Origin of the sequence: Arcicella rosea, assembly GCF_040543805.1 — a bacterium.
In the GTDB taxonomy this organism is placed as follows: Bacteria; Bacteroidota; Bacteroidia; order Cytophagales; family Spirosomataceae; genus Arcicella; species Arcicella rosea.
On the sequence record NZ_JBEUMS010000001.1, the window covers coordinates 404,205 to 419,195 of the forward strand.

The 14,991-nt window shown below is 35.8% G+C and carries 10 protein-coding genes; 5 read left to right on the forward strand and 5 right to left on the reverse strand.

Annotated features, from left to right (window positions below):
• Positions 1-449: 449 nt before the first annotated feature.
• Positions 450-926, reverse strand: coding sequence for a hypothetical protein (locus tag ABID42_RS01835; RefSeq protein WP_323257220.1), 477 nt, complete (start codon positions 924-926; stop codon positions 450-452).
• A gap of 465 nt (positions 927-1,391) precedes the next feature.
• On the reverse strand, positions 1,392-4,196 hold the full coding sequence (locus tag ABID42_RS01840; RefSeq protein WP_367282193.1) for a putative LPS assembly protein LptD: 2,805 nt from the start codon (positions 4,194-4,196) through the stop codon (positions 1,392-1,394).
• 176 nt (positions 4,197-4,372) lie between these two features.
• On the opposite strand from ABID42_RS01840, the gene ABID42_RS01845 reads away from it, so the two are divergent.
• Complete coding sequence (locus ABID42_RS01845; RefSeq protein WP_367282194.1) at positions 4,373-5,185, forward strand: N-acetylmuramoyl-L-alanine amidase family protein; 813 nt, start codon at positions 4,373-4,375, stop codon at positions 5,183-5,185.
• 74 nt (positions 5,186-5,259) lie between these two features.
• Entirely contained in the window at positions 5,260-6,219 is a 960-nt protein-coding gene (locus ABID42_RS01850; protein ID WP_367282195.1) for an MlaD family protein, read from the forward strand.
• Between the two features lie 88 nt (positions 6,220-6,307).
• On the opposite strand, the gene ABID42_RS01855 is transcribed toward ABID42_RS01850, so the two are convergent.
• A complete protein-coding gene (locus ABID42_RS01855) occupies positions 6,308-6,775 on the reverse strand; it encodes an Lrp/AsnC family transcriptional regulator (protein ID WP_323257228.1) in 468 nt (155 codons plus the stop codon).
• A gap of 17 nt (positions 6,776-6,792) precedes the next feature.
• Entirely contained in the window at positions 6,793-7,695 is a 903-nt protein-coding gene (locus tag ABID42_RS01860) for a LysR family transcriptional regulator (RefSeq protein WP_367282196.1), read from the reverse strand.
• Between the two features lie 158 nt (positions 7,696-7,853).
• Between ABID42_RS01860 and ABID42_RS01865 the strand changes: the two genes are divergently transcribed.
• The 3 genes from ABID42_RS01865 to ABID42_RS01875 all read left to right on the forward strand — a co-directional run bounded on the left by ABID42_RS01865 (position 7,854) and on the right by ABID42_RS01875 (position 12,322).
• Positions 7,854-8,384, forward strand: a complete 531-nt coding sequence (locus ABID42_RS01865; protein ID WP_367282197.1) for a GNAT family N-acetyltransferase — start codon at positions 7,854-7,856, stop codon at positions 8,382-8,384.
• 195 nt (positions 8,385-8,579) lie between these two features.
• A complete protein-coding gene (locus tag ABID42_RS01870) occupies positions 8,580-10,979 on the forward strand; it encodes a 3-hydroxyacyl-CoA dehydrogenase/enoyl-CoA hydratase family protein (RefSeq protein ID WP_367282198.1) in 2,400 nt (799 codons plus the stop codon).
• Positions 10,980-11,146: 167 nt separating this feature from the next.
• A complete protein-coding gene (locus tag ABID42_RS01875) occupies positions 11,147-12,322 on the forward strand; it encodes an acetyl-CoA C-acyltransferase (protein WP_367282199.1) in 1,176 nt (391 codons plus the stop codon).
• 93 nt (positions 12,323-12,415) lie between these two features.
• Here the strand turns inward: ABID42_RS01875 and ABID42_RS01880 are convergent, their stop codons facing one another.
• Positions 12,416-14,410, reverse strand: a complete 1,995-nt coding sequence (locus ABID42_RS01880) for a serine hydrolase (protein WP_367282200.1) — start codon at positions 14,408-14,410, stop codon at positions 12,416-12,418.
• Between the last annotated feature and the right edge of the window lie 581 nt (positions 14,411-14,991).

The window sequence follows — 14,991 nt, forward strand, 5'->3', positions numbered from 1 at the left end:
GCCTATAAAGCTTCTTTATTGACCTGATTTCATTAACACCTCATCAATTTTTAATTATCATTAAACAAACTCTATTGACTCTCCACTAATTTCTAATCAGTACTCATCATTTTTTGTTGACATACCATCAATTTTCAGCCAGCATTCACAATTTTTTGTTGACACGCCACCAATTTTTAGTCAGTGCTCACCATTTTTTGTTGGCATATCATCAATTTTTAGTCAGCACTCACCATTTTTTGATGACACACCAACAATTTTTAATCAGCACTCACTATTTTTTGTTGACACGCTAGAAATTTTTAATCAGCTTTCACCATTTTTTGTTGGCTCACCATCAATTTTTAATCAGTATTGAACAAATTATGTTGGTGCTTTATCAAAAAAAATAGCGTAGCCTACCTTTTACAAATGATAAGCTACGCAGGTTAGAATATTAAAAACATTAATTACTGATTGTTATCTTTTTTAGGCTTTTTAGAGGATGGTCTTTTGTATCGTTGGGCAATTCTATCTACTAAATCTTTCATTGAACCGTCTTCTTTGCATGCTACTTTCAATAGTTTATATACTTTATCCGAGGCAATCATTGCATCGGCGCTGGCGGCCAACATTGTGTCGTCTATCCTATCTAATAAATCTGCTACTGCTAGTTTAACACTTCTTAGCTGACTAATTAATACTACATCTTTTTCAAATTCTTCGGTATCAAAATCGCCTGTCATTTTGTTGGGATAGCTTTTAGCGCCCTCCAAGCACAGTAACACATATTCAACGCTTTTAGAACCCATTACTCTGCTAGGACTTTGGTCTGCTGGCGTACTAATTAAAAAAGGTAATTGGTCTTTTGCTTGTTGCAAAAAAGCAATTGCTGCTATTTTGTCGGCTTCGTTCAAAACAGCTGAAATTTTGTTGGATGCACTCATACCAGTAAGTTTTATTAAGTTAGAAAAAAGATTTTAGAGAGCGTCCTTCGTAGAATGTCTTATGGAATAATGGTGTTTACTATTCAATTTTCTCCAATAAGTATATATTACGAAGTATGTTGCAAGAAGAAAGGTAATCGGTGTCGAAAATCAGGTGCTTGCGACCAATCTTTTGCCTTAACAAACGTATAAAAATTATTGATTGTTTAGCCATAAAACAGGAAGAAATTATAGGGGTATTTATTAAACGGTAATTCAATATTCAATTCAAGACTTTAATTGGAGATTTTAGTATTTGTATGAAGATAAAGTCAACTCAATGAGTAATACTTCTGCCCTGATATTCAGACAAATAAAGACAGATTTTTATAAACAAATCAGCCCAACTCGTAATGACGAATTGGGCTGATGATGGAATACTTATTTTTAAGGAATACATCCCTCACAAGGCATAAATCTTAGCTATTAAAAACCTCCTCTATCATAGAAAGTATTTCTACGTGAAAGTTTTAATTCTTGTAATAAAGCTGATTTCACTCTGATGGTGAAATTATAAGTACTTGAACGACCATAATATGGACTGGCGATTGGTGTCCAGTCGAAATTAGCTTCCCAACAGTGTAAATCTCTATGAATACTAATGTTGGTCAATGAAATCCCTTTGTTCACAAAATCATAACCAGAACTCAAGGTAAAATTCCATTTCTCCGTCAGTTTCACATCGCCTTTGAAAGTCAAGGCACTTACAATCGTAGCAGGTGCAAAACCTGTTTTGTTCATGTTGTAGTTAAAACCAAACTGAAAACTCCAAGGCACAGACCAGTCAACATAATCGTTGATGTTTCTGTTGATTTGATTCATTTGTCCTTCAGTACCATTGCTATTTTGTTTCTTTTTATCGGCTACGGCTGGTTTAAAGCTTTTACTTACCGAGAAGTTTAAGCTTGCTAATTTAGCAAAACCTTCGCCCACACTGATTAACAAAGTATCAATTCTACGTCCAGAAATTGAATAACCATCATTTACATATTTGTATGGATCTAACGAACCGCCCAAATTAATATCAAATTTTCTCACTCTTGAATTCGCTCCGAAATTCAAGTTAGAGAGTTTGTATTGAGTAGCGAAGAAGTTATAATTTCCAGTCAACGAGAAGTTATCAATTAACATCATTTTCTCAGATTCTTTCTGCGCAGTATCCGACTTCGCCCTGAGTTTCGCTTCTAAAGTATTCTGAATCCCAAAACTTATCCCCCCTGATTGACTACCACGGTTGGTTTGCGAAGGATTAAAGCTTGAGATATTCAAGAAATCCCCCGGCAGCGTTTCTTGTCCTGCTAAAGAACTTGGAATGGTTTCTCCTTTTTGGTATTTATGAACTCTATTATTGATTTGAACCGTTTGATAAAAACCATATTTCGGGTCTGTAAAATCGGGCGTATAATTAATACTAATTGAAGGCGATAGTGTATGACGAATACCTTGTAATCTACCTTTTTTGAAATTGATAGTTCCGTACAAACGAGTATTCATACTCATCGAGAAAGCATAAGTATAATCTGCATAAAATGCACCGCCTCTTAAAGTATCAATAGCTACAGCACCTTTTTTTGAAGTAGTATCTAGACTGTAAACCGCAGCTAAATCATTAACTTTTTTGAACTCGTATCTATACTTCTGCTGATAAATGTTTCCAGAAAAGTTAAAACCAGGCGTTAAGTTAATGTATTTACCAATTTTGATATTCGGTAATGAAATCGGAATACTGTATTGTGCCTTAAACTGCGCATTCTTTAACAACTCTGGTAAAGTTGATAAGTTGAATGGAATCACACCGTCTCTGGCAAGGTTTGTAGCGGAATTAGCTGCTGTTCTTGGGTCGATGATAACAGGTTTGGTTGGGTCAAGGTCAAGCGTATCAATAGTTCTATAAACAGTATAACCAAAGTTGTTGTAAGAACGGTTGGTTAATGCCACTTGGTTGGTAATACCATACGTTCCAGAAACATCTAAACCCATACGAAATTGGTCGATAAAACGGTCGGTAACAGCATTTTTCTTTTTAAAAGGCTGAAATTGGTTTAACCCAAAAGTATAATTGGTATTGACATTTACCGCTTTGGTTACTGTGTTTTGGTCAGCCTGTAAACTTAAACTTGTACGAACAGTTTGCCCAAAATTGCGGGAATATTGTACCGAAGAGTTTAAAGCCGTAGAGATATAGCTACTTGTATTTACGCTATTGTACTGGCTATTTGAATTACTTTGTAAGTTAACCGATGCAGAGAAACTAGAATTTCCACGACTTTGTGGTGAGTGCGACCATTGGATACCATAGTCACTTCTCGACTGGCGGTCGAACTCGCTACCATTATTACTTTTTCTGAAATTCAAATTAAAAGTACCTGAATAACGATAACGTTTGATATACTGTGAATTGGCAGCAATCCCGAAACTTCCTTTCGAGTAAATTTCACCCGTAAGCCTTAAACCGATGTTCGGACTTAAAGCAAAATAATAACCACCATCCCGCAAGAAGAAACCTCTACCTTGTGGTTCTTCACCATAAGTAGGCATGATAATACCAGAAGTACCCGATTCTTGAGGGGGTTTATAAGGGAAGAAACCAAAAGGTAAACCAATTGGCAAAGGAATTTCGTTTAATTCAAAATGGAAAGGCCCTGCTACGATTTCTCTCTTACCAACCACCTTAATTTTAGTAGCCCGAATATTAAAGTGGGGATGTTCCAGATTACAAGTAGTATAAATAGCGTTTCTGATATAAAGATTATCTTCATTATCCTTTTTCACTTTTTCACCCTGAATCAAACCATCGCCTTGCGTGGTGATAAGTCCTTTAATAAAAGCCTTTCTACTTTTAAAATTATACCTGATTTCCTCTGCATCATAAGGCTCGCCCCCTTGTTTAAAAATGGGTTTTCCAACGATTTTATTCGTCGTCGAATCTTTAGTGCCCTGAGCAAAAACTACATTCTTCGCCCAATCGAGCTGAATGAAATTTGCTTCGAGTGAAACATCACCATAAGTAACTTTAGCTTCGCCATACAGATACACCACTTGGTTTTCGGTATCCATAATGGTAGAGTCTTTGGCAGAGTAAATAACCGTAGTGCTAAGGTCACTTTCTTTTTTTAAAGAATCAGGTACGCTTTTTGTAAGACTTTTCTTGGTAGAGTCTAAACTAGCAGTATCTTTAGGGATTACTGTATTAGCTTTACTGGCTTTAGGTTTAAAGGGTTTTCCGCCCAATAATCTTTGAGCCGAAGACTGATTTAGTGTTATAAGCCCTAAAAGTAAGCTAATTACTATACTGAATATGTGGATTGCTTTTTTCAGAAGTCTTTAAAATTTATATTTGTCTTTTATTAAACAACGCACAAAAATACTTCATTACTTGTTGAACATAGCGAACCAACCCGAAAATAATGTTAAAGTTTGTTAAAGGTTTTTTAATAATCACTTGGATTTGCTCGCTCAGTGGTTTTACTTTTCAAGATTCACTTGTTGAAGAATCAGCAAATCAGCCTGTTTCATTACAGACCAGAGTAAGAACTGTTGTACTGGATGCTGGTCATGGCGGGAAAGACCCCGGTTGTCATGGTGCCAGCAACGACGAATCTAAAATAGCACTAAAAATTGTTTTAGAACTAGGAGAAAGAATCAAAGATGAATATCCAGAAGTAAGAGTAATTTATACTCGCACAAAAAATGTCTTTGTAGATTTGCACGAACGTTCTGCTATTGCCAATAGAAATAAAGCAGATTTATTTATTTCGGTACATTGTAATGCGCATCATTCCTCTAAACTTGCAGGAACTGAGACCTACACAATGGGGTTACATAAAACAAGTAGCAACCTTGATGTGGCAAAGCGAGAAAACTCCGTAATTTTGCAAGAAGCCAATTATGAAAAAAACTATAATGGCTTTAATCCGAATTCTCCATTAGGGCATATCATGATGGCAAATTACCAAAGTGCCTTTATGATGAATAGCCTTAAGTTGGCACAAAAAATTGAAAAACAATTCAAACAAAAAACTGAAAGACATAGCTACGGCGTAAAACAAGCTGGTTTTTTAGTACTTTGGGAAACCGCAATGCCGAGTGTATTAGTAGAGTCTGGTTTTTTAACGAATAAAAACGAAGAACAATATTTAGCTTCTCAGTCGGGTCAAAACGAAGTAGCAGAAGCCATTTTCAGAGCATTCAAATCATATAAAGAAGAAATTGAAAATTAGAATAATTGATTGTTTCTAGCAAAAAATCATATTTGTTCCGATTAATCAATTGCTAAAACTTCAATAATCAACACATGAACATCTCTAAAGAAACCAAAATAGGAATACTTGCCATTACAACCTTTGTAATTTTATACCTAGGATTCAACTTTTTAAAAGGACAAGATTTCTTTACTCAGGAAAACAAATACGTCGTAATCTACAAAGATGTACAAGGATTAACCGCAGCGAATCAAGTTTCATTAAGTGGAATGAAAATTGGACAAGTAAAAGCCGTAGAGTTAATAAAAGGGGAAAATAACCAAGTAAAAGTCGTAATCAGTATCCGAAAAGATTTACAATTACCCGAAGGAACCAAAGCAGTTTTAGCTTCTGATGGATTATTAGGTGGGAAACTCATCAGAATTGAAATGGGAAAACTCTCAGGAAAATTCATTGAAGATGGCGGAAATTTAGTCGCTTCTTCTGAAACAGGCGTAACTGATTTATTAAAAGAAAAAGCCCTCCCATTAATTCAAAACCTTGATTCATTAACAAAATCGCTTCGTATCGTTGCCAAAAGCTTTGAAAATACGGGTGTGGTGGTAAATGGTTTTGTGAAAAATTCAGATCGTTCGGTTGGTGTTTTGACTTCTTCTTTGAATGCTACTATCAACGAAAATAGAAATAACTTAGCAGGAATTTCTGCCAATATGAAAACCCTTTCTGGTAATTTAATTGAAACAGAAAAAAGCTTAAAACCATTGATTGGTAAATTTAACACAATGGCTGATTCGCTTAATGCTTTGAAAATTAGTGAAGCGGTAGCAACCACTCAAAAATCTTTAGAAGGACTCCAACGCATTATGCAAGGCATTGAAAAAGGTCAAGGTTCAATGGGTAAATTATTGAAAGACGATTCTCTTTATACCAACCTCAACCGTTCAGTGGCTGATTTAGATAAACTTCTAATTGATTTCAGATTAGCGCCAAAACGTTACGTAAACATTTCTGTTTTCGGAGGCAAGAAAACACCACCACCAGTGGTGAAGTAATTTGTGAATGAGTGAATTGTGAATGGGAAGTGGCTTCTATAAGTTAGTTTTCTAAAGAAAATCAATCACTAAATCACAATTCACTCACTCACAAATTAATCGGTACAGGCGTTTGGCTTTTTATTTCGTTGACAACAAATCTGCTTTGTGCATTTCCAATATTCGAGAGTGTCGCTAATTTATGTAAAATAAAATGGCGATACTCATCCATATCTTTCACCAATACTTTCAACAGAAAATCGGAACCACCCGAAATACAATAGCATTCTACTACTTCGGGCAAGAGTAAAACATCTTTTTCAAATTGTTCCAAAAAACTTGCTGCATGTTCTTTCAGCGTTACATCTACCAAAACCACCAGACTTTTCCCCAATTTAGATTTGTTCAGAATGGCGGTGTATTTTTCAATTACTCCTTCGTTTTCCAAACGTTTTATTCTTTCATGAATGGGCGTAGTCGTGAGGTTTAGTCTTGAAGCAATTTCCTTGTTTGTCATCAAAGCATTTGCTTGCAAAAACTGTAATATTTGTAAATCAATATTATCTAAAGCTGCCATAATCGGAAAATTAAATGTTATTTTAACAAGCGTGCATCACTAAAATCTAAAGAATCTGATACTTTCAGGAAATTCTGTAAAACAGGGTTGGTATCATCTTTTCGCCAGATTATTGATAGATTCGTTCGTTCTGGAATGTTTTTCATTTCGATAAATTTTACTTTCATTGCCGAACTAAATTTATATGAAATCGGCATCACCGAAATTCCCAAATTGTGTTCAACCAATTTCAAAATCGTTGCCCCATAATTTGATTCATGCACAATATTCGGTAAAAAACCTTCTCTTTCACAAATCCTCAAGAGTAAATCATGATATACCGAACTTGAATTTCGGGGCGGTAAAATAAAATTATCGTTTTTTACTTGTGCCAAACTTTCAAAGTTATTTTCATTGATGGGGTGGCTTTCAGGTAAAATTAAAGCAAAAGGTTCTCTAAAAACAACTTTTGAAGTAAGATACTTATCTGGATGGAGTTCCCGAATAAAAGCAACGTCAATTTCATGTTTCTTCAATGCTTCAATCACAGAGCTATCAAGCATTTCAGATAAATTGGTTTTAATATTCGGGAAAAATAATTTCAAAGCCGATAAAAGTGGCGGAATAACCGAGTAAATCGCCGAACCGGGATGTCCAATTCTAATTTCTCCTTCTCCCCCATTATGAATCAATTGCGTTCTGTGTTTGATATGCTCCAATTGCGAGAGTATTTTTTGTGCTTCATTACTCAAATACTCTCCCGCTGGCGTAAGTTTTACATTTCGTTTATCACGTTCAAACAATAAAACACCCAATTCTTTTTCTAATTGCTGTATTTGCCTGCTCAAAGCTGGCTGGGCAATAAACATTTTTTCTGATGCCTTTGAAAAATGAAGCTCAGAAGCGACTCCCAAAAAATAAGTTAACTGTCTAAAATCCATCGTTTATTATGTTAAAATCAAGAAGTAAATGGATAAGTGCGGTATTTTCTATTTATGCTTAAAAAGCATAAGTTGATATAAATTAAGCATTTTTTATTATAAATAGAAAATGGTTTATTTGTAAAGAATAATAATATACGTTTAAAAAGCTCGTTCTTATGAGTAATAACCCTCAAATTAAAGAAGCAAATAGCGCAGATGTAGCAATACTTTGCAAGCTTGGCGAACAAACTTTTATTGAAACTTACGGGCATCAAAATACTCCTGAAAATCTTCAAGCTTATCTTTCTAAACATTTTAGTCAGGAACAGCTATTAAGTGAAATTCAAACAGAAGGTACAATTTTCTTAATGGTTGAACTGAACGAAGAAATAGTAGGCTATGCCAAGCTAAGAGTAAATAAAGCGGAGTTTTCAGACAGAAATGCCCTTGAACTAGAGCGTATCTATGTAAAAAAGGAATTTCATGGAAAAAAGTTAGGGGCTTATTTACTTGAACAATGTATTGAAAAGACAAAGGCTGTTGGCTGTGACCTGCTCTGGTTGGGTGTTTGGGAGTATAATTTAAAAGCACTGAACTTTTATAAAAGCTGGGGGTTTGAAATAAGTGGGACACATATTTTTGTGTTAGGAGATGATGAGCAGACAGATTACTTGATGACAAAAGAAATAGATATACTTAAAGTATAAGTACTCATTTTTAAGAAATGTGTATCAAAAGCATTTACACTTTTCGTGTGAATTTTTAGAAAAGGTTAATACATAAAATCCCTACCGTTGGTGGGGATTTTTGTTTTATAAAAAATTGAAATAAATAAATAGTATGCTTGCATAACAAATTTATTTTTATTTAACTTTACCTATATTTTTTATAAAACAAACAACATGAACCGTTCAATTAGAAAAGTAGCCGTTTTGGGCTCTGGGATTATGGGAAGCCGTATCGCTTGCCATTTTGCTAATATAGGCGTTGAGGTCATGCTTTTGGATATTGTTCCGAAAGAACCCAACGATGCTGAAAAAGCCAAAGGGCTTAGTATTACTCATCCTGCGGTGCGCAATCGTATCGTTAATGATGCTTTTCAACAAACTTTAAAAGCTAATCCAGCGGCATTGTATTCTGCATCTTTTGCCAATAGGATTAAATTAGGAAACTTTGAAGACAATCTTGCCGAAATCAATCAATACGATTGGGTGATTGAAGTAATTGTTGAAAATTTAGCGATTAAAAAATCTTTGTATGAAAAAGTAGATGCTTTACGTAAAGCAGGTACTTTGATTACTTCTAATACTTCGGGAATTCCGATTCATTTAATGGCTGAAGGTCGTTCGGATGATTTCCGAAAACATTTCTGTGGAACACACTTTTTCAATCCTCCACGTTATCTGAAATTGTTGGAAATTATTCCAACACCTGCTACTGATGCTTCGGTAATTGATTTCTTGATGCACTATGGCGACCGTTTCCTTGGTAAAACTACCGTTTTGTGTAAAGATACTCCCGCCTTTATTGCCAACCGTGTGGGTGTGTATTCGATGATGAAAACCATGCAAGTGGTAGAAGAAATGGGACTGACTGTAGAAGAAGTTGATAAACTTACTTCGGTAGTAGTTGGTCGCCCGAAATCTGGTACTTTCCGCTTATCTGATGTTGTAGGTTTAGATACAACCATCAACGTTTCAAATAATTTATACGCTGGCTTAACCGACGACGACGCTAAGGACACTTTTGTTTTACCAGAAATGGTGAAAAAACTCCAAGAAAATAAATGGTTGGGCGATAAAACTGGTCAAGGTTTTTACAAGAAAATCAAAGGAGCAAATGGCAAATCAGAGATTTTAGCCTTGAACCTTAAAACCTTTGAATACGAACCTTCACAGAAAGTAAAGTTTGGTGTTTTTGAACAAACCAAAACCTTGGCTTTGAAAGACCGCTTCGCAGTTTTATTAGCCGACAAAGGCAAAGCAGGCGAGTTTTATAGAAAAACTATTTTAGACGGTTTCAGCTACGTAACAAAACGTATTCCTGAAATTTCAGATGAATTATACCGAATTGATGCCGCCATTTGTGCAGGTTTCGGTTGGGAAATGGGTTTGTTTGAAACTTGGGATGCTATCGGTGTAGAAAAAGGGCTTGAACTGATGCAAAACGAAGGCATGAAATCAGCAGATTGGGTGCATGAAATGTTGGCTTCTGGAGCAAAAACTTTCTACAAAAGAGAAGGCGGCAAACGCTTGTATTATGACATTCCGACGAAATCTTACAAAGTAATTCCAGGAACAGAATCATTTATTATTTTAGAAAATCTTTCCAATAATATCGTCTGGAAAAATGCTGAAAGTAATGTGTATGATTTGGGTGATGGCATTCTGGGCTTAGAATTCCGTTCAAAAATGAATACTTTCGGTGCAGGCGTGATTGAAGGCATTCAGAAATCAATTGCTTTGGCAGAAAAAGATTTCCGTGGTTTGGTTATCGGAAATGATAGTACAGAAGCATTTTCGGCTGGAGCAAATTTGGCGATGTTATTCATGTTTGCGATTGAACAAGAATATGATGAAATCAACATGATGATTGCTCAGTTCCAACAAACGATGATGCGTGTGCGTTATTCTTCAATTCCTGTGGTCGTTGCTCCACATTCTTTGGCTTTGGGTGGTGGTTGCGAAATCAATCTTCATGCTGACAGAGTGGTAGCTGCTGCTGAAACTTATATGGGTTTGGTAGAAGTTGGCGTTGGTTTGATTCCTGCGGGAGGTGGAACAAAAGAAATGGCTTTGCGTTGCTCTGATTTATACAAAAATGGCGACCCAGAATTGAATACTTTGCAAAATGCCTTTATGAATATTGCAATGGCAAAAGTAAGTACTTCGGCACAAGAAGCTTATGAAATGAATTACTTACGTCGTGGTGATGAAATTGTTTTGAATCGCTCTCGCTTGATTGCAGATGCCAAACAAGCTGCCATCGAATTAGCTGAAGCAGGTTATACTCAGCCTAAAAAGCGTACTGATATTAAAGTACAAGGCAAAGCAGGTATTGCGCTTTTCAAAGCGGGTATTCAAGGAATGAAGATGGGAAGATACATTTCAGAACATGATGCCAAGATTGCTGAAAAATTAGCTTACGTAATTTCTGGAGGAGATTTGAGTTATCCACAATTGGTTTCGGAACAGTACTTATTAGACTTAGAACGTGAAGCTTTCCTTTCGCTTTCGGCTGAGAAAAAGACTTTAGAGCGTATCCAAAGTTTATTAAATGGCGGAAAACCGTTGAGAAATTAAGTTAAAGCTATGAGTTATGAGCCTTGAGCTATGAGTTTTTTTAAAAAATTATTACATACAAAAGCTCAAGGCTCATAGCTTTTAGCATTAAAGCTTTTACGCAATTTATTCAAAATCACAATAGTTTAACAGCCCAAAGCTCAAAGCTATACAAAAGCTAAATTAACATGAACGCATATATCGTAGCGGGCTATCGTACCGCTGTTGGAAAAGCCCCAAGAGGTGTTTTCCGTTTTACAAGACCCGATGATTTGGCAGCGGAAGTTATCAAACATTTGGTGGCACAAGTACCTGCTTTAGACCCTACTCGTGTAGATGATTTAATTGTAGGTAATGCCGTTCCAGAAGCAGAGCAAGGCATGCAAATTGCTCGCTACATTGCCCTTTTATCATTGCCACAAAATGTACCGGGTTTTACTATCAACCGTTATTGTGGTTCTGGTTTAGAAGCCATCGCTTTGGCTTCGGCTAAAATTCATTCGGGTTTGGCAGATTGTATCATTGCTGGCGGAGCAGAATCTATGTCTTTAGTACCAACTACAGGTTACAAAATGGCATTGAATTTTGAAATTGCGCAGAAACATCCAGACTATTATATCGGAATGGGTTTAACAGCCGAACAAGTACGTGAACAATTCAAAATTTCTCGTGAAGAGCAAGATGAATTTTCGGTAGCATCTCATACCAAAGCTTTGGCTGCCCAAGCTAATGGCTTATTCAAAGATGAAATCGTGCCAATTACAGTAAAAGAAACTTTTTTTGATGCTAATTCAGGCAAAAAGAAAACCCGTGAATATGTAGTTGATACCGACGAAGGTCCAAGAGCGGGGACAACAATGCAGGCTTTATCGAACCTAAAACCTGTTTTTGCCGCTGGCGGAACAGTAACGGCAGGTAATTCTTCCCAAACTTCAGACGGTGCAGCTTTTGTAATGGTAATGTCTGAAGCAATGGTTAAAGAATTAAATCTTGAACCGATTGCTCGTATGGTTACTTATACTACGGCAGGCGTTGAGCCTCGCATTATGGGTATTGGTCCAGTAGCGGCTATTCCTTTGGCATTGAAAAAAGCAGGATTAAGTATCAACGACATCGACCAAATAGAATTGAACGAAGCCTTTGCGGCACAATCGTTAGCAGTTATCAAAGAATTAGATTTAGACCGCTCTAAGATAAATGTCAATGGTGGAGCTATTGCTTTAGGACATCCACTGGGTTGTTCTGGAGCGAAACTTTCAATACAATTATTTAATGAAATGCGTCGTAGAAATCAAAAGTACGGCATGGTATCGGCTTGCGTTGGTGGCGGCCAAGGCGTAGCTGGTATTTATGAATTATTGTAGTTTTTAGATTTTATAATTGAAAAAGGGCAGGATTTTCTTGCCCTTTTTTTGTTGAGTTGAGATAATTAAATTTTTGTATCCCTTTGCACGACATTATTCTCTATAAAACAGCTCACCAATTTTCTGAATATCAAACAAAACTCCCGCTTGCGAATTTCCCAAAAAAGCAATCACAATGTCATCATCTGGATAAATGATTAGATAAGAGGAGCTACTAAATGAATCTCCAGCATGATACCAAATACGATGTCCATTCTTGTCTTTACCTGTGTACCAACCGATTCCATAGCCAGTTGCTTTTTTATCCGTAGTATATTGGCTTTCAAAAAGTACCTTTTTTAGGTTCGTGTCAATGTATTTACCATGCAATAATTCATTCCCAAATTTCACAAGGTCTTCTGCTGTGGATAAAAGTCCACCGCCAGCATATTTGTAACTCAAATCTCCTAAATCGTTTTCTTGACCTGTGGCATCGTAGAATTTACTCCTATTATTGATGGTACTTTTAGTATCGTCCCCACAAGTAGAAGATAGTTTTAAAGGTTGCCAGATATTTTTAGTCATATACTGTAAATAGTTTTGACCGCTCGCCCCTTCAATGACTGCTCCAATTAAATTCCAGCCAAAACTTGAATAATGAAATTGGCTATTCGGTTTAAAAAGTAAAGTATCATCTTTAAATATCCTCAACGCTTGTGTCGCATTGTCAAAATGTTCTGTACGAATATAATCGCTTAAATCATTCTCATTGTAGTCACGAAATCCAGCTAAATGACCTGCCAGCTGTCGAGTACTTATTGGATATTTTTTTTCAGGAAAATCAGGAAGATATTTTTGCACTGGTGCATCTAAATCAAGCTTTCGCTCAGACATAAGCTTAATTAATGCAACCGAGGTCATGGCTTTAGATATGCTATTTATTCGGAAACGAGTAGAATCAGTTACTCGAATATTATTTTCTACATCGGCATAACCTAAACTAAAAGAGTACTTGGTTTTATTTCCTTTACTAATATTGAGCTGCATTCCATTCATAGCACTTTCGTCCATAAAGTCTTTGCAGAGCTTCTGTACTTTACATTCAAGAGCATCTTTACAAGGAATTTCTGTGCTTGTAGTTACATCATTAGTTACATTAGTCTGGGTATTAAGTGTTACATAGGCACATACTATACCATGTACTTTTTTCCAGTTCCCCAAGCTATTTTCTCTCTCAAAGCAAGAAAAAAGATTAGTCTTTGTACTTGAAATACCTATAAATGTTCCGGGTAAGTCTATACCGCCCCTCATGATTTTTTGACGTACTACCTTTTTGCCTTCAAATTCAACAGTATCAAATTTTAGCCTTTCAGGATACTTTGCCATAAAATCTCTGTAGCCATTTGCAATGGCTGTTCTATCATTTACATCAAGAATTTGCTCAAATGTTATAAAGAAGGGTTTTGTGATTTGATAATTCAAATGAGAAAGGTCAAAATTCAGCCATCCATTTTTCATCGAAGATGCTACAATAATACTTTGTTGAAGAAGGTCTTCATTCGGTTGACCCGTCAAACTATCAACGTCATTCAATCGAATTCTAAACTTGAATGATTGTAGATTGTTTCTGAATACTCTAAGATTTACTTTTCCCAAATAAGCAGGAAAAACAAGCCCTTTTTGAATGTAAGAATCTTTGTTCTCAATCAGTAATGCAATACAACGACCAGCATAAGTAGTGTCTGGTTCATAGGCTCCACCATTGAAAGACCTATTCCCCAATTCAAAGGTTTTATTTTTTTGCTTAGATGCTGTAACCGTAATTTGATTGAGCAAAGTAGTTTTCTCACTTAAAAGAATAGTAATGTCTTTATCTTGTTCAAGCAATTTGATAGGTATTATTCTTTTTCCAAAACCAAGGGCTGAAAAAATTAAAGTATCTGAAATCAATTTTTGAGGAATAACGATTGAGAAACTTCCATCTAAATTAGAAATAGTCCCAACGTTAGTGTTTCTAATTCCAATATTTACGTAAGGCACAGCCTCTTTGGTACTTCTGTTGAGTGTTTTCCCTTTGATGATTCTTTGTCCAAAATTAAGATTGGACAATGTCAGGAAAATAAAGATTAGAAAAATTCTATAATACATAATGAGTGTTAGCTTTATTGAAAAACGAAAAATGCGTTTAACTCTTTCATAATGACCTAGATAATTTATCAAAAGGTAAATTCTTTCTAAATCCACACCACAATTTGCGGTTTTCTTCGGTTTTTATATACTAAAAGTATGTCTTTAGATACTAGAAGTATGTCGAGAGATACTAATTCCCGCAAAATACCGCAAAAAAGTATCTCGTGACATACTAAAAGAATATCACGAGATACTAAATACCGCAATTTCCCGCAAAAAAGATGCTCTCGACACTCTTTTAGTATCTCCAGACATTCTTTTGGATGGTTTTAGCCCTGTTTTTGATGGTGAAAATATTTCTCAAAAATCACTCAAATAAGCGCTTGCCATTCATCCTTGAAAATCACCAGTCGAAAGAAGTCGATTTTGGTATCCCCTATTCAAATTACCGTTTATCAATACCGCAAACCGACCATTGGTTTTTGCGTTGAAAGTATCAAGCCATCTGCTAATTTTGATTCAACAATAAAGCAAAAAACATTTGTAAGTAATTAATAAAC